Below are 16,839 nucleotides of genomic sequence, written 5' to 3' on the forward strand. Positions count from 1 at the left end.
GGCCAAGATCTGCCTGGCGCTTAACAGAGTACTAACGGCATACACAACAAGCCGACATCAAGGTAGCGTTCATCGCCACGCTGGTTCCGACAATTTCACGGATAGCAATATTAGTTAATTTTGGGGTAGGAAGTATGTGTTCAGTATTTGGGATCCTAGACATCAAGAGTGATGCAACCGCATTGCGTCAAACCGCATTGGAAATGTCTAAAAAAATGCGCCACCGCGGCCCAGACTGGTCTGGCATTTATTCATCGGATAAAGCCATCCTTGTGCATGAGCGTCTGGCTATCGTAGACCTAAACAGCGGCGAGCAGCCTCTGTACAATGCTGACAAGACACATGCGCTGGCGGTCAATGGCGAGATCTACAACCACAAAGAGCTACGTGCAGAGTTTGCACCGGACTACTCGTACCAGACCGAGTCTGACTGTGAAATTATCCTGGCTTTGTATAAAGAAAAAGGTCCGGAGCTGCTGGATTACCTCAACGGTATTTTCGGCTTTATCCTGTACGATGAGCAAGAAGATGCCTACCTGATCGGCCGTGACCATATCGGTATCATCCCGCTATACCAGGGGTATGATGAACACGGTAACTACTATGTTGCCTCGGAAATGAAGGCTTTGGTCCCAGTCTGTAAGACAATCAGCGAATTCCCTCCAGGCCACTTCCTGTGGAGCAAAGCCGGCGAACCCGTGCGCTACTACAAGCGTGACTGGATGGAGTTTGATACCGTTGCCGATGCCAAAACAGACAAAGTTGCCCTCTCGGAGGCACTGGAAAGTGCGGTTAAACGCCAGCTGATGACAGACGTTCCTTATGGTGTGCTGCTGTCCGGTGGCCTGGATTCATCGGTGATCTCTGCTATCACCAAGAAGTTTGCGGCACGGCGCATCGAAGACAACGAAGAGTCTGATGCCTGGTGGCCAACGCTGCACTCCTTTGCCATTGGCCTTGAAGGCGCCCCGGATCTCAAAGCGGCCAAAGAAGTGGCCGAGCATATCGGTACCGTTCACCACGAACTGACTTACACCATTCAGGAAGGCCTGGATGCGATCCGCGATGTGATTTACCACATCGAAACCTACGATGTCACGACGATCCGCGCATCAACGCCGATGTACCTGATGTCGCGTAAAATCCGCGCGATGGGGATCAAAATGGTGCTATCGGGAGAAGGGGCAGATGAAGTGTTCGGTGGCTACCTGTACTTCCACAAGGCGCCAAACGCCAAAGAATTCCACGAAGAGACCGTACGCAAACTGCTGGCACTGAACATGTTTGACTGTGCCCGTGCCAACAAGTCGATGGCGGCCTGGGGTATCGAAGCGCGCGTACCGTTCCTAGACAAAGAGTTCCTGGAAGTAGCAATGCGACTGAACCCTGAAGACAAGATGTGCGGCAACGGCAAGATGGAAAAACACATCATCCGCGAATGCTTCGGCCATTACCTGCCAGAATCAGTGGCATGGCGCCAGAAAGAGCAGTTCTCGGACGGTGTAGGTTACAGCTGGATTGACACCCTGAAGGAAGTGGCTGAAGCCAAAGTCTCTGATCAGCAGCTTGAAACGGCGAAGTTCCGCTTCCCATACAACACGCCGACCACTAAGGAAGCTTACGCCTACCGTGAGATCTTCGAAGAGTTGTTCCCACTGGAAGATGCGGCGAAGTGCGTACCGGGCGGCCCGTCTATCGCGTGTTCAAGTGCCAAGGCCATTGAATGGGATGAAAGCTTCAAGAACAGTGCTGACCCATCAGGCCGTGCGGTAGCTGCCGTACACAACGAAGCCTACTAATACACGAAACAACCACCTAAAGAGAAAACGAGAGCCAAATGGCTCTCGTTTTTTGATTTCACGTATCAGACACTAAAAGTAAAAGCGGGTACCAAAGATAAAGCGGGTAAAGCTGTCTTCAACACCGTCTTTAGTCACACTGATATCATCGGTGGCAATGTTGTAGTTCACCTCGGCACTTATTGCGACATGTGGGTTGATGAAATACTTCACACCACCGGCAAGCTTGATGTTCAGTGCCGTGACATCTTCAAAATCAAAATCAAAATCACCATCATCACCGGAAAGGTTGGCCACTTGGGCCGCTGCCCCGAGGTAAGGCACCCAGTTGGTGCTGTTGGTGAAGTTGTACTCCGTAAAAGCACCCAGTTGGAACTGCTGGGTACTATCGCTCATGCTGACATCCAGTACCCCACCAATTTCCCAGTTATTGCGGATAAAATACCCATAGGACGTATTGAGCACGAACAGGTAATCATCGACATAATCAAGATCCAAACTACCCTGCAGGGCAAATTCCTGCGTGCCCTGCTCCAGAGTGACTGCCGCAAACGCTGAGGGTGCCCCCAATACGGCGATCACTGCCATTGCCACTGCATGTTTTTTCATGATTATTCTCTCCTTGGTATGAACTCCAAAATAATCATAGGTGCAAAAACAAAAAAGCGCCTGCCGCTTAGTGTTTTTATTCTTAATAAAGAACGATCAGTAAATTAAGCACTTCAAGGCTGAAAAAAAAGGCCTACCGAAGTTGACCTTTTCTTGTTCCGCCTGGGCCTTTAACGCTCCCAGTATGCCTCTTCCAGGCTATCTTCACGCTCCGGCAGACCGCGAGACAGACGCGGCGAATGCTGGGCCAGTACTTCGTAGCTCACGCGGTTCGAGTACAGGCAGATCTGCGAGAACGACGAGTAAGTCAGGAAGTCAAACTGATGCTTGCTTGATTTCGGCACGTTTTCTTTGTGGTAGCGGTTGGCAGACATGTCGTGCAGCAACGCCGACAATGCGCCGTCACCGGCACCGTTGGTGTTCTTGATACGCTCAGGGCCACCCATGTACGGTGCAATGTGCGAGTACACCTTGATCGGATTTTGACATTCTGTCTTCAGCATTGGGCGGCTAAACTCATAGCGGTTGAACTCTGGGATTTCACCCGGAAGAAGAGGCAAGCTGGTTTCACGCTTGGCTTCATCTTCGGTGTAGCCCGCCGTGTACAAGCCAACAGGGCCAGCAGTGCACAGTACCAAGTCAACCCACTCCAGCGTTTTCTCTGATGCCATTAGCGGATCAGACTCACCAGTCAGGGCTTCGGCTTCGTCTTCGTTCATCGCAACAACCGTCACGTGATCACGCAGGAAGTCACGCCACCACTGTGGGTCGTCTTCGATCACGAACTTGGTGCCCAAAGTCAGCACCACCGGAACATCGTGCTTCTTGGCGTACTCAATGGCCTTCATCGTTGCCGCTGGCATTGGGTCACCGTCTTTGCAACGTACCAAGTAGGCCGTCAGCACCAACGCAGAGGCTCGCTTGAAAACATCTTCAGGAATACTGCTTGGTTCCAGCTGGTTCATGCGGCCTTCGTTGATCGCGAAAGTACGTTCGCCGTCTTTGGAGATCAAGGCGAAACAACGGCCAATCGGGCCATTGACCGGCTGCAGGTAGTTCATATCCATACGGCTTGAAGTGTTGCACAGATAACGGTAGGCATAGCTGCCGATTTCAATATCTTTGCTCATCACGCCCAGCAGAACAGATTTGTCATCAGCCAGTACCGAATAGTTGTGCAAGGTATTACCGATCGTACCACCAGCGAACTCGTGGCTGATCAAATCATTGTCTTTCAACTCGCGGTAAAGCGCTTCGGCTTTCTCGTCGGAGATCACCAGCGAGTGGCCTTTGCTTAACTCATAGCGTTCCAGGAATTCGTCTTCGACACATGCTTCAATATCAACAAGAGTCTGATCAATGCCGACAATATGCGTACGTGTCAGTCGCTTGTCTTGCTTAGCTTGGCTAAGAAGGGGATCACGAGCATGGACCGGGAAGTAGTGCTTAGATTTGCGTTGGCCTGGAAATTTCATGTCAATGAGCTGTCTGTTGAAAAATTTTTGCGAATTCTATCACAGAATATAGAACAAAAAAGAAAAAGCTCTCACAGAATGCGAGAGCTTGGCCCTGATGCAGGCAAGATTCCCATACAGGGTGTTCACCATTGTCGACACCCGTGGCCTATGGGCTGTTCCTCACCAGCCTTGGCTGTGTTGCTGTACCAGCGAGGCCATCAAATCAATGTGGGCGGGATTGTCATTCAGGCAAGGGATCAGATTGAAGCTCTCCCCGCCAGCCTCGAGAAATACCTCTTTGCACCCCTCGGCAATTTCTTCCAGGGTTTCCAGGCAGTCAACGGAAAAAGCCGGGCAAATGACATCTAGTCGCTTCACCCCTTTTTGCGCCAGCTCCCTAATGGTGCCTTCGGTATAGGGTTTGAGCCACTCTTCACGGCCGAATATCGACTGGTAGCTCATGCTCATTTGCTCGCGCGGCATACCGAGCTTTTCCGCCAGCAAGGCGGTAGTGCCGTTGCAGTGCTGCGGGTATGGATCGCCATGGTCGGCATAACGTTTCGGAATTCCATGGAAAGAACACAGCAAATAGTCGGCTTTGCCGTTTTGCTGCCAGAAAGACTCGACTGATTCTGCCAGAGCGGCAATATAGCCAGGATGATCGTAGTAGTGGTTTACAAAGCGCAATTCAGGAATATCCGCCCTCGCCTTCAGCACCTTCGCCACCTTGTCGAACACCGCCGCGGTCGTCGTCCGCGAATATTGCGGATACAGCGGCAGTACCAGCACGCGCTCGCACCCCTGCCGCTTGAGGGCATCCAATCCATCGAGCATACTCGGGTTACCGTAGGTCATCCCCAATTCAACCGGCACTCCCAGCTGTTCGGACAGTGCCTGCTGCTGGCGCTTCGAGTACACCATTAGGGGCGAACCATCGTCCATCCATACCGACTGGTAGAGCTTGGCTACTTTCGGCGAACGGATCGGCAATATCACGCCATGTAGGATCGGGCACCAAAGCCAGCGGTTCATATCGACCACCCGGTGGTCATGGAGGAATTCGGACAGGAATCGCTTCACCCCTGCCGGTGTTGCTTCATCAGGCGTCCCCAAGTTTACCAGCAGCACCCCATATGGGCGGGTTTGAATATTGTTATCTATGCTTTGCTCGCTCATATCATCCTTCACACAACGGCGGTAATCATCAATCAAGTTACAGCCTATAACTGTATCAGTTTTCTATTCAGTAAGTTACACCTCAATCGCGAATAACGATCATTTCTCCCACATAAAAAAACGGGCTGACCCAATGGCCAGCCCGTTTATGAACTTGCTAAGCAGCTTGCAATTAAGCCAGTGCTTTTTCCAGCTCTGCGCTTACAGCGGCTACAGGCTGAGTACCGTCGAACTTCAGGTACTTAGTGTTGCCAGCGTCTGCTTCTTTGTTGTAGTAAGCAATCAAAGGTGCAGTCTGCTCGTGGTATACACCTAGGCGAGCACGTACTGTTTCTTCTTTGTCGTCATCACGAACAACAAGATCTTCACCGGTTACGTCATCTTTACCTTCAACCTTAGGCGGGTTGTAGACAACGTGGTAAGTACGGCCAGAAGCTAGGTGGGCACGACGGCCTGCCATACGCTCAACGATCACATCGTCAGCTACGTCAAACTCGATCACGTAGTCAACATCAACACCGATTTCTTTCAGGCCGTCAGCCTGAGGAATCGTACGTGGGAAGCCGTCAAGCAGGAAGCCTTTTGCACAGTCGTCTTCAGCAATACGCTCTTTAACCAGACCAAGGATGATGTCGTCTGACACAAGCTGGCCAGCATCAATGACGGATTTCGCTTGTTTACCTAGCTCAGTACCTGCCTTGATTGCTGCACGAAGCATGTCACCAGTAGAGATTTGTGGAATACCAAACTTCTCCATGATGAATTGTGCCTGAGTACCTTTACCTGCACCTGGAGCGCCCAGAAGAATGATGCGCATCTTGTTCCCCTTTAGATTTGAATGGAGTTTTCAAAGAAGTGAAAAATACACTGATTATGGCACAGTCGCAAGCCCAGTCCCCTGACTGGGCAGCGATTACATGCTTTATCAGAATACAATTTGACACCGGTAGCAGGCGATTAGACCTTAGTTCTACCCTACCCGCACCATGGTTCCGCCGTTAGCCCAGCAGTTTGTTAACCGCCGCCAAGAACTGGGACGGGTCGTCCATCGTGCCTTTTTCAGCCAGCATCGCCTGACCCAATAGCATCTCTACCCAACGACCGAAAATCTCCTCGTCAGCTTCATCGGCCATTTTGCTAACCAGCGGGTGCTCAGGGTTAAGCTCGAGGATATACTGCACCTCTGGCGCGTCGTGGCCTGCAGCCGCCAGCAATTTCGCCATTTGAGTACCCATTTCGTTTTCGTCAGTCACCACCACTGCTGGCGTTTCTTTTAGCTTGAACGTAGTGCGTACATCTTTCACCCGCTCGCCAAGGTAAGTCTTGGTACGTTCAACCACTGACTGGAAGGCTTCTTCCGTTTCCTTACGCTTCTCTTTCTCTTCTTCCTGCTCGAAAGCTGAAAGATCAAGATCTGCTTTGGTGATCGCCTGGAATTGCTTGCCCTCGAACTCTGGCAAGTGGCCCATCAACCACTCGTCAATACGGTCGTGCATCAACAACACTTCAAGCCCTTTGGCACGGAACTGCTCTAAATGCGGACTGTTCTTGGCCGCGCTGAAGCTATCGGCGGTCAGGAAGTAAATCTTATCCTGGCCTTCTTTCATGCGCTCGATGTAGTCAGCTAGCGACACGGTTTGTTCAACTGTTTCGGCATGAGTCGAGCTGAAGCGAAGCAGTTTTGCGATCTTCTCGCGGTTAGCGAAATCTTCAACCGGTCCCTCTTTCAATACCTGGCCGAATTCATTCCACAATGTCTGGTATTTCTCAGCATCATTGCTCGCCAAGCGATCCATCATGGTCAGCGCACGCTTGGTGCATGCCTTGCGCAATGATTGCGTGACTTTATTGTCCTGCAGGATTTCACGCGACACATTCAGCGGCAGATCATTCGAGTCAATCAAGCCACGCATAAAGCGCAGGTAAGATGGCATAAACTGCTCGGCATCATCCATGATGAAGACACGCTGGACATACAGCTTCAAGCCGTGCTTGCTCTCGCGGTTGTACAGATCCCATGGCGCCTTAGACGGAATATAAAGCAGGCTGGTGTAGTCCTGCTTGCCTTCCACCCGGTTGTGGCTCCAGGTCAGCGGCTCGGCAAAGTCGTGAGAAACGTGCTTGTAAAACTCTTTGTATTCTTCTTCAGAAATATCTGACTTATTGCGGGTCCAAAGCGCTTGCGCCTTGTTGATTTGTTCCCACTTGCGGCCGGTCTCTTGACCTTCCTCGTCACGCTCCACAGTCTGGATGTGAACAGGAATACCGATATGGTCAGAGTATTTGCCGATAATGTCACGCAGGCGGTACTCGCTCAGGAACTCTTTCTCTTCCTCACGCAGGTGCAGCACAATGTCAGTACCGCGGGTCTCTTTGGTGATATCTTCAACCGTGTAGTCACCTTCACCGCTTGACTGCCAAGACACCGCCTGATCCGCCGCGACACCAGCTGCACGCGTATTGACCGTGACTGAATCGGCAACGATAAACGCGGAATAGAAACCCACCCCAAACTGGCCAATCAGTTGCGAGTCTTTCGACTCGTCTTCACTCAGCTTGGCAAAGAAGTCTTTGGTGCCCGACTTGGCAATCGTCCCCAGATGCTCAATCACATCATCACGGCTCATACCAATACCATTGTCGCTGATCGTTAGCGTACCCGCCTGCTCGTTAAAGGACAGCTTGACGCCAAGCTCGGCATCGCTTTCATACAAGTCTGGCTGAGATAATGCACGAAAACGCAGTTTGTCGGCTGCATCGGACGCATTAGAAATCAGCTCACGCAAAAAGATCTCTTTGTTGGAATACAAAGAATGGATCATCAGTTGCAGCAGCTGCTTTACCTCAGACTGAAAACCACGGGTTTCCTTATTTTTGTGGATAGTTTGTTCGCTCATTTCAACTCCGAAACTTGTATCAATCAACATTCGGGGATCTAAAACAGCCGTATTCCTGGCTGCTACCCTTTAGATTTCACTTTAATCCAAGTGACTTAGCTATATACATGTGGTCAAACATTATGATTTCAACCTAAAATGTACGTTTTATGTTTTTGATGTTTTTTCAGAGCCGTTTTTTATAATTTTTACATTCAGATATGATTCAGGGTAAAGGCGTATGATATGCGCAGATAGTGTACCCTTGGTGCTAAAAATGAATAAATTAGAAAGTAAATTCCTAATTGGTCAACGTTTTTTGTTTGACCCCTATGACAATAGCTTAATTGACCAACATGAAAATGATGAACTGACCCGACTAGGTAGTAATGAAAGCCGGGCTCTGAGCTTACTGATCGAAGATCCGGGCGCCATCATTACCCGTACTCGCCTGCATGACTATGTCTGGCGCGAGCAAGGGTTTGAAGTGGATGACTCCAGCCTGACTCAGGCTATTTCTACCTTACGCAAGGCCTTGAAAGATTCGACCAAGTCACCGGAATTCATCAAAACCGTGCCAAAACGCGGTTACCAGATGATTGCAATGGTCGAGTCCCTGTCAGAGATCGCCACCACAGCCAGTGCCGAACAAGCTGAAGCTCTTGCCGACAAGCTGGACGAACCGTCCGAGACCGAACGAGAGCTGTTCGAGCACAGCCAGCAAGCCGCTCCGGCCAAAACCTATACTGCAGCGCATCGCATGCATCGCCAGAACAAACCTTTGCCACTGGTTGCGATTTCAGGTGTGCTGGTATTGGTTGCTCTGTTGCTACCTATCATTGTTAACCTGAGCGTGCCGCCCAAATCTGCCGCTTTCGAGCCTTTTGCCGTGGTTGATGATATCCCGGTACTGACTCCAATCAATCACCCGTCACTGGTACAGTGGGAAAAGATGATCACCCAATGCGTTGAGAGCTATCTTGATTACCACCCAGATGACAGGCGACCGATGGAAATCATTGTGTCTGGGGGACAAAATGCCCAGCTCTGGGTTAACTACGTCCACTCCCTAGAAAACCCAGCAGAGAATGTCACTCTGCGTCTGTTGACCAGCCAAAAGGACAACCTTGCAATATGTCAGTAGATACTCCTAAGAAGTCGGTTAGGCACTTCATTTACCAATATTGGGCATTTATCCTGGTTGGCCTCTCTGCTTTATTCAGTGCTTGGTTGTACTACTCGAGCGATTACAAGCTCGAGCAACTGCTGATCTCCCGAGAATGGCAGTCAAGGACCGTCAGCCGCATCGAAGAAACCGAACTGGAGCAGCTCGGCATGCTGCGCCGCGTTGAACAGACCAGCCATGTGGTCTACCTGCCAAACAGCACCTACTCACGGATCACGCTAATGAGGCTGTTCAGTGACAACGAGCAACCGCTAACCATTCACATCTCGGAGTCTGGCAACTGGGATGTCAGCGGTAAGTACCTACTGACTGAGCCTACCGAGTTTAAGGATATCACCTCAGGTACCAATGAAGACTTCCAGCCAGAGCACCTGAAGATCATCAACAAACTCTACCGTATGGATGCCCAGCAAAGCCGCCGTATGGATATCATCAATGAGAAGACCATCTTACTCACCAGCCTCTCTTACGGCTCGCATATCCTGTACTCGCTGTAACCAGCACATCCGCACTTAGCCTGTGTTCAAACCGCCCAGCCATTGGGCGTTTTGTTTTTTGGAAGCGGTGATGAGGTGATGAGGTGATGAGGTGATGAGGTGATGAGGTGATGAGGTGATGAGGTGATGAGGTGATGAGGTGATGAGGTGATGAGGTGATGAAAACCTTCCCTAGCCTCAGCATGCTGTCAAGTTATTGATTTAAAATATTAATCAATGAAAATTTCTTTATCTTGTACAGTTCTTAGAGCACAGAGTCGCTCTTAAACCCATAGGGCCATAGAACCACTTCACCATAAGGCCGATTTTGCGAAGCAAAAAAAAGAACGGGCGCAACTTTCGTTGCGCCCTTAGGTCTTACTTGCAGCAATCCCGCTACTGTGGTGCTCCCTGCATCATTCCATTGAATTGCTGTAATCCGTCAGCAGATTCCTTTTATTCTTCGTCCTGAAGTTGTCCTGTGGCCGTCCTGACCCGTCAGCATATCCTATCCTGACTCTCAACATCCATCCTGGAGGTGTCCCTGACTTCGTCCTGAAGTGGTCCATTGTCATCCTGACCGGTAAGCATCCTGGTTACCGTTTTGCCGTTCCTCGGCTATCCCTTCACAGTCCCTGTTCGACATACCCTCCTGGTACACCGGTCTCTTCCTGAGACAAACCAAATCCTTGGCTTATTCCTGTTCCGTTCCGTCAGTTCCTTCCGACACCAATCACTATACGCCGATGGGCTATATTGAGTAGCCACCCCAAAATAAAATCTGCTATGCAACACGGTTAAAACCTCAACAACCCTCAACAAAAACCCTTTAAAGCAGAAACTTAAGTAAAATAAAGGCGAATAAAACCAATAGCTATCGACACAATATCCCACGCTCTTGTAAGAGATCTCTCACAAGATAGATAGAGTATTAGCACTGAGAAAAAATGTGGGGCTGTGGGGCTGTGGGGCTGTGGGGCCAGCTCTTCTTCGTAGAACCACGGTTAAATCCATAGGACCGCTCTAACGAAAAAAGGGGGAAGCCAAGCTTCCCCCAAACACAATGAACAGTCTAGCAATTATCTAAAATTAGAAGTACAGGCGCATACCGATAGTGAATGCGTTGTCGTCCTGGCCAGCGTTACGCTTGTCGAAGCTCTGGTCAGCATATTCCATGTAAGAAACTACCTGGCTAGTTACCCAGTAATCCGCACCGATGGTGTACTGGTTCAGCTTGTCGTTTTGCGTGTCGTAATCAACGTAGTCGTACACACCGTACACGCCGAAGCCCATGTCAAAGTCGTAGCGCGCCATAGCACCAATACCCGTTTGCTCATCGCCCGCAAAATCGTAGTCAGAGTACATTGCCGCTAGCGACAAGGCCTGCCATTCGTAGGTCGCGTTCAACGTCCAAGACGTGTCTTTATCATCGCCGTAGATGCTCTTGACTGTACGCTCAGACTGGGTGTAGGTACCCGATAGGCCAAGGCCGAAGTCCGATGTCCATGCCGCACCCAGCGCGAACGCCTGGTCGATATCAACACCGTTGCTTTCGGTGCCGGTGTGGTACTGCGCCATCACAGTGAAGTCACTGATATCAATCTTGTACTGGATACCGTTGGTCAAACGGTCAGTGGCAGCCTCATCTGATTTGATGTTTGCCGTACCGCCGTACTCCCACGTGATATCGTACTGGCCCGCCAGGGTATCTTGTACTGCTGACATACGGCCCATACGGAATTCACCGAAGTTACCACCGATCGCCACCGAGCCGAACTTCAGGAAGTCGTCGTCATCAGAGCCATCACCATCTTCTGGGATGATGTTGAATTCTTTTAGTACATCACCGTTGATGTACATGTTGTTGTCCATGAAGTAGTTAACGCTAAGACCAAGCTCTGTACCTTCTCCGGTGAAAGTACTGTCCGCGCCCATGTGACCATTATCTGTCGTCTCGTAACGTGCACGCAGGTTACCGTAAACGTTAACAGATAGATCATCAGAATTATAAACCTCTGCCGCCATTGCTGACGCGCTAGCTACTACCGAGCCAATCACGGCTGCAACTACTGTCTTTTTCATGTTCACTCCTAATCGTTCCCTGACTTTCAAGCAGTCGAAAACTTGGTATTAATTTTTTATGTGATACGCCGGTAACGAAGGGCATGAAGGGCATGAAGGGCATGAAGGGCATTTATAACCATCAACCATCATCACCTGGCAAGTAACGTTATTATTTAATACATGAAAACAATCAGTTAGGAACTGAAATTCTATTAAAGAATATTTTGATAGAAGTTCTTAGAAAACAACTTTTGCTAAAATCTAAATATTTCTTTACCACTCTAAAAAAGCTAAATTTGGCTTTTTAAGTGCTTGATTAGGCAAGAAAGTAAAAAAAGGGCAAAAAAATACCAACATCAAGTGTTGGTATTTTAGACAAAAAAAGTTTATATAAAACAAGTTTTATATCTATCAGTACAGTTTTTGCCGCCCTGCCAGGGAATGGGACAAGGTTGTGCCATCGACAAGCTCGAGCTCACCGCCAACGGGCACCCCATGGGCAATCCGCGAGGCCGGAGTCGAATACTCACTGCAGAGCTCGGCAATATAGTGAGCGGTCGCTTCCCCTTCCACCGTCGGGTTGGTCGCCAAAATCAGCTCGCTGATCTGCTCGTTTTGCAAACGAAACTCTAGAGTATCCAGACCGATGTCAGAAGGGCCGATACCATCAAGCGGTGACAGGTGCCCCATCAGCACAAAATAGCGGCCGGAGAACTGACCAGTAGCTTCGACCGCAACGATATCTGCCGGAGACTCCACCACACAGATCTGACCGTTTTCCTGGCGACGGGGATTGGAGCAAATTGCGCACACTTCTTCCTCGGTAAAAGTACGGCAATCCCGGCAGTGACCAATTTCGGTCATCGCCTTACTCAACGCGTCGGCCAGTTGCAAGCCGCCCTGTCGGTTTCTCTGTAACAAACTGAAGGCCATACGTTGCGCTGACTTGGGTCCGACCCCAGGCAGGCACCGTAAGGCCTCCATCAGTTGCTCCAGTAAGTGACTGGTACGCATTAATTAGAATGGCATCTTAAAGCCAGCAGGCAGATTCATACCACCGGTTACGCTAGCCATCTTCTCTTTCTGTGCTTCTTCAATGCGACGCGCCGCATCGTTGAATGCTGCCGCGATCAGGTCTTCAAGCATGTCTTTGTCGTCTTCCATCAGACTGTCATCCAGTTCAACACGACGTACACTGTGGCTACCCGTCAGAGTCACTTTTACCAGGCCAGCACCAGACTCGCCGGTCACTTCCATATTTGCGATCTCTTCCTGCATCTGCTGCATGCGCTCTTGCATCTGTTGCGCCTGCTTCATCATGTTAGCCATACCGCCTTTACCAAACATATCATCTCTCTCTGTGGTCTGGTTAATCTATAAGGGTCTTACGCTATCTTCATCAAGTACAGCAGCAAACCGCTGACAAATGAAATTCACGTTTGGATCAGACAGCAGACTCTGCTTGGCCTGATCCAGTTTCTGCTGATAAATTGCCTCACGCCATTCAAGTGGCGAGCGGCCTTTATCACTCAATTCAATTTCTAACGACACGGTTTCGGCAAACAGTTCACTCATTGCCAGCGCCAGTTGCTCCCGTGCCTTGGCTGTGTCCAGGTGCTGCTGAGAAGGGCGAAGACATAATTTCACCTGATTACCTTCTCTTTCGAAGGCTGAATTAAGCGCCAACTGCTGGACCATACGCCCAACATTAAGCTTAGTCACCCAATCCGACCAACTATCCTGATTTGCAGCTTCCTTGACAAGCAATTTCACCATTTCCGGTGTTTTTTCATGCTCCAACGCTTGTTTCAATGCCGTCGGCGCGACGACTGGCTGTACCTCACTCGGCTCGGGAAGCGTTGTCGGACGCCACTGGTATTCAGCGGCTTTTGCGCCAGCGTTTTCCATACCGCCAGGCTGCGCTGCCGCTGTGTTCAGTGCACCCGGTACCGGCATCGCATTTCCAGCTGCCTGTACCTGACCGTTTTGCTTACTGGCAATACGATCAAGTACGCTGCTGCTTGCAACTTTTTTAGCCCGTACCGGTTCAGCCTTTTTTCCGCTATCCGACGTGCTGCCGTCGCGTTTGGCTTTGCTGCGCAGTTGGTTTCTCGCCGCTAGCAATCCCGATGCAGCCGACCCCGGTACCGACTGCGCTTGAGCCGGTGGCGCAGGATGCGCCTGATTTGGTGCCACTGACTCAGGTATCGCTACCGGCTCATACCCGGCCGGACCATAACTCTCGGCAGGTGGCGGAACAGAACTCGCCTGCCCTGCTGGCGGATGAATATGGCCTTGCGGCTCATGCGCAGGCATGCCCTGCGGCTGGCCATGCACGTGCTGAGGCTGCGAAGTAGCCGACTGTTGTCCGCCATGCATCTGTGCTTTTAGCGCTTGTACCCGTTGAATACCTTGACTCGACGGCTGGGCGGCTTGTTGCTGGGGCTTCTGCTGTATCGGCGCTGCGGCGGGCTGTGCCGCCGGGACAGCGACCTGCTGCGGCGTAACCGCATTAACCGACACCGGCCTGAAGGCCAGCATTCTCAGCAATACCATTTCCAGTCCAGTTCGACCATCTGGGGCAAACGCCAGATCCTGCCGCCCCTGCAGGGCAATCTGGTAACACAACTGAATTTCTTGTGGCGAGACGGCTTGGCTTAATGCGGTAATGCGTGGCGCATCCGGCGCACTGTCGTCCAATGACGCAGGCAGTGCCTGGTGCATCGCCACTCGATGGAGCTGGGTGGCCATCTCGCGCAGCAAGCTGTCCCACTCGACACCAACCGATGCGAGTTCTTCCAGGCAAGCCATCGCTGGGGCGGCTTCGCCATTGGCTACCGCCTCAAGCAGATAAAGTGCCTGCTCGGTATTGAGAGTACCGAGCATTTCAGATACCGCATCGGCGTGCACCTGGCCATTACCTAATGCAATTGCCTGATCGGTCAGACTCAGCGCATCACGCATGCTGCCTTCGGCAGCACGGGAAAGCAAGCCCAGTGCCCGGGGTTCAAACGCAATTTGCTCTTTGGTCAGCACCTTTTCCAGCTGTGACTGGATCTGGCTGTTGTCCAAATGCTTAAGATGGAACTGCAAGCAACGGGAGAGAATGGTCACCGGCAGCTTCTGCGGATCAGTCGTCGCCAGAATAAACTTCACGTATTCAGGCGGCTCTTCCAGCGTTTTCAATAAGGCGTTAAAGCTATGACGAGACAACATGTGCACCTCGTCAATCAGGTAAACCTTGTAGCGTCCACGGGCCGGTTTGTACTGAACGTTATCGAGCAGCTCCCGGGTATCTTCCACCTTGGTACGCGATGCCGCATCGATTTCCAACAAATCGACAAAGCGCCCCTCATCGATTTCACGGCAGGTTTGACACTGGCCACATGGCGAGGCCGTAACACCCTGCTCGCAGTTCAAACCCTTGGCAAAAATACGGGCAATCGTGGTTTTACCGACCCCTCTCGTTCCACTGAACAAATAGGCATGGTGAAGACGGTTGTGGGCAAGCGCATTGGCCAGCGCCGTCAATACGTGGGACTGACCAACCACATCATCAAACTGGTGCGGGCGCCATTTACGTGCCAGAACCTGATAACTCATGTTAACTAACCTTACAGAATCAAGAACTCAATGCTAGCACAGGGAGGATTTTTGAGCGAGAGAACGCGCCTACGAGCGCCCAATGATTAGCCAGCTCCCCGAAAAATAAGACCCAGAGGAGCTGAGCATCTGCATTAACAGAAGAGAATTAGTGACCGTCGAAGTCGCATAGGCTAAAGACACTCAGGCCGATACCTTTCAGGCGCTCCTCACCACCGATATCCGGTAAGTTGATAACGAAGGCAGCATCTTCTACTACACCGCCCAAGCGGCGGACCAGTTTCGTCGTTGCTTCGATGGTTCCGCCCGTTGCCAACAGATCGTCCACCAGCAAAACCTTGTCGCCCTCTTTGATCGCATCCACATGGATCTCCAGGGTATCTTGGCCATACTCAAGCTCATAGCTCTCGCCAATCACTTCGCGCGGCAATTTACCTGGCTTGCGCACCGGCACAAAGCCCACGCCCAACTCCAGCGCGAGAGGCGCCCCGAACAAAAAACCACGCGCCTCAGTACCGATCACCTTGGTGATCCCTTTACCCTTATATTGCTCGATAAGGATCTGCATTGTCGCACGGTAAGCTTCCGGATCTTCCATCAGGCTCGTCACATCACGGAACAGGATCCCTGGCTTAGGGTAATCAGGAATGGATTTGATGCTATTTTTGATCAACGCGAGCTTTTCTTGAGTCATAATATTTTTCCATGCTCCCAAAACGGCAAGGCCGCGGAGCCATAACTGAACAACACAGCAGCATGCCGGCATACTGCTGAAAAACTGGTTCAAATAGTAATTTTTTTCCCCAAGCGGGGCAAGGATTGCGGCGCACTCAGCCCCGATAGGATGATCCAGATAGCATTGGCAGTAAAATTAGCTCTGCGGTGTGGGGGGATCCCGCTCAGGCAATCGGTTGAACCAAACAAGCAGCACCACCAACATGGCCACTAGCATCACTTTGTGCCAAAGCAAAGGAACCAGGTATACAGATAGGGCAAAGCTGGCGACGATCATGACATTGGCCCTTCGCTTGACATGCTTCGAAACCGCACGGTGATGGTGCCAATTGTGCAAAATCGACCCGAATCTCGGGTGGTGCAGCAACCAATGGTTAAGCGTTGGCGAGCCACGCATAAAACACGCACTGGCAAGCAGCAGAAAGGGGGTGGTCGGCAACAGCGGCAGAAAGGCCCCGAGCAGCCCCAAAGCCACACAGATCCAACCACCCAGCAAAAAAAGTGTCTTTTTAACCATTCTTCCTAACCATAGTAAACGGCTATTTACCATTAATACGAGTTTATACCTATGCTAACGCAAACAAAAATACCAACAACCACTAGATTGTTGGTATTTGTGTCAAGCTTGGGGTAACGCGCTGATGCTTATGAGCTAAGCATGCCTACCCAAGTCAGGATAGCGGGCAACGTCGGCAGCGCCAATACGGCAATAAAGCCGAAGAAATATTTAACATACATGGTCGCCCCGGTTTGCCAAGTACCCACGCTCTAAAAAATCAAACTGGTTAAGATTGCAGTCATACATCCGGACTTAGTTCGGCATGTATGCCGCTGTCCCTAAAGGATTCCGCTGACCCA

14 protein-coding genes are annotated in these 16,839 nt (G+C 50.8%); 3 read left to right on the forward strand and 11 right to left on the reverse strand.

The features are described from left to right. Window positions 1–134: 134 nt before the first annotated feature. Window positions 135–1,799, forward strand: a complete 1,665-nt coding sequence (gene asnB / locus C9J03_RS25205; protein WP_044622773.1) for an asparagine synthase B — start codon at window positions 135–137, stop codon at window positions 1,797–1,799. Between the two features lie 72 nt (window positions 1,800–1,871). Here the strand turns inward: asnB and C9J03_RS25210 are convergent, their stop codons facing one another. The 5 genes from C9J03_RS25210 to htpG all read right to left on the reverse strand — a co-directional run bounded on the left by C9J03_RS25210 (window position 1,872) and on the right by htpG (window position 7,938). Beyond that, complete coding sequence (locus C9J03_RS25210) at window positions 1,872–2,408, reverse strand: outer membrane beta-barrel protein (protein ID WP_039462929.1); 537 nt, start codon at window positions 2,406–2,408, stop codon at window positions 1,872–1,874. Window positions 2,409–2,578: 170 nt separating this feature from the next. Beyond that, on the reverse strand, window positions 2,579–3,883 hold the full coding sequence (locus C9J03_RS25215; RefSeq protein WP_044622772.1) for an inosine/guanosine kinase: 1,305 nt from the start codon (window positions 3,881–3,883) through the stop codon (window positions 2,579–2,581). Between the two features lie 162 nt (window positions 3,884–4,045). Further along, window positions 4,046–5,041, reverse strand: a complete 996-nt coding sequence (gene hemH / locus C9J03_RS25220) for a ferrochelatase (RefSeq protein ID WP_044622771.1) — start codon at window positions 5,039–5,041, stop codon at window positions 4,046–4,048. 172 nt (window positions 5,042–5,213) lie between these two features. Next, window positions 5,214–5,858 carry an adenylate kinase gene (adk, locus tag C9J03_RS25225; protein ID WP_039462932.1) on the reverse strand — a complete coding sequence of 215 codons (645 nt, stop codon included), beginning with the start codon at window positions 5,856–5,858 and terminating at the stop codon, window positions 5,214–5,216. A gap of 181 nt (window positions 5,859–6,039) precedes the next feature. Continuing rightward, window positions 6,040–7,938 carry a molecular chaperone HtpG gene (htpG, locus tag C9J03_RS25230; RefSeq protein WP_044624404.1) on the reverse strand — a complete coding sequence of 633 codons (1,899 nt, stop codon included), beginning with the start codon at window positions 7,936–7,938 and terminating at the stop codon, window positions 6,040–6,042. A 256-nt stretch (window positions 7,939–8,194) separates the two neighbouring features. Between htpG and C9J03_RS25235 the strand changes: the two genes are divergently transcribed. Then, the gene (locus tag C9J03_RS25235) at window positions 8,195–9,061 is read left to right on the forward strand and encodes a winged helix-turn-helix domain-containing protein (RefSeq protein ID WP_044622770.1); all 867 of its coding nucleotides are present in this window, start codon (window positions 8,195–8,197) and stop codon (window positions 9,059–9,061) included. Further along, window positions 9,052–9,600, forward strand: a complete 549-nt coding sequence (locus C9J03_RS25240; RefSeq protein WP_044622769.1) for a regulatory protein ToxS — start codon at window positions 9,052–9,054, stop codon at window positions 9,598–9,600. The genes C9J03_RS25235 and C9J03_RS25240 overlap by 10 nt, the downstream gene beginning before the upstream one ends. Window positions 9,601–10,668: 1,068 nt before the next feature. Here C9J03_RS25240 and C9J03_RS25250 read toward each other — a convergent pair. The 6 genes from C9J03_RS25250 to C9J03_RS25275 form a co-directional block, all read right to left on the reverse strand. Next, window positions 10,669–11,661 carry a porin gene (locus tag C9J03_RS25250; protein WP_044622768.1) on the reverse strand — a complete coding sequence of 331 codons (993 nt, stop codon included), beginning with the start codon at window positions 11,659–11,661 and terminating at the stop codon, window positions 10,669–10,671. Window positions 11,662–12,054: 393 nt separating this feature from the next. Continuing rightward, on the reverse strand, window positions 12,055–12,657 hold the full coding sequence (gene recR, locus C9J03_RS25255) for a recombination mediator RecR (RefSeq protein WP_044622767.1): 603 nt from the start codon (window positions 12,655–12,657) through the stop codon (window positions 12,055–12,057). A gap of 3 nt (window positions 12,658–12,660) precedes the next feature. Further along, complete coding sequence (locus C9J03_RS25260) at window positions 12,661–12,990, reverse strand: YbaB/EbfC family nucleoid-associated protein (RefSeq protein WP_039467303.1); 330 nt, start codon at window positions 12,988–12,990, stop codon at window positions 12,661–12,663. Window positions 12,991–13,017: 27 nt separating this feature from the next. Then, on the reverse strand, window positions 13,018–15,246 hold the full coding sequence (dnaX, locus tag C9J03_RS25265) for a DNA polymerase III subunit gamma/tau (RefSeq protein WP_044622766.1): 2,229 nt from the start codon (window positions 15,244–15,246) through the stop codon (window positions 13,018–13,020). Between the two features lie 148 nt (window positions 15,247–15,394). Next, entirely contained in the window at window positions 15,395–15,940 is a 546-nt protein-coding gene (gene apt, locus C9J03_RS25270; RefSeq protein WP_044622765.1) for an adenine phosphoribosyltransferase, read from the reverse strand. Between the two features lie 177 nt (window positions 15,941–16,117). Next, on the reverse strand, window positions 16,118–16,498 hold the full coding sequence (locus tag C9J03_RS25275; RefSeq protein WP_044622764.1) for a YbaN family protein: 381 nt from the start codon (window positions 16,496–16,498) through the stop codon (window positions 16,118–16,120). Between the last annotated feature and the right edge of the window lie 341 nt (window positions 16,499–16,839).

The organism is Photobacterium gaetbulicola (genome assembly GCF_003025515.1).
GTDB classification, from domain to species: domain Bacteria; phylum Pseudomonadota; class Gammaproteobacteria; order Enterobacterales; family Vibrionaceae; genus Photobacterium; species Photobacterium gaetbulicola.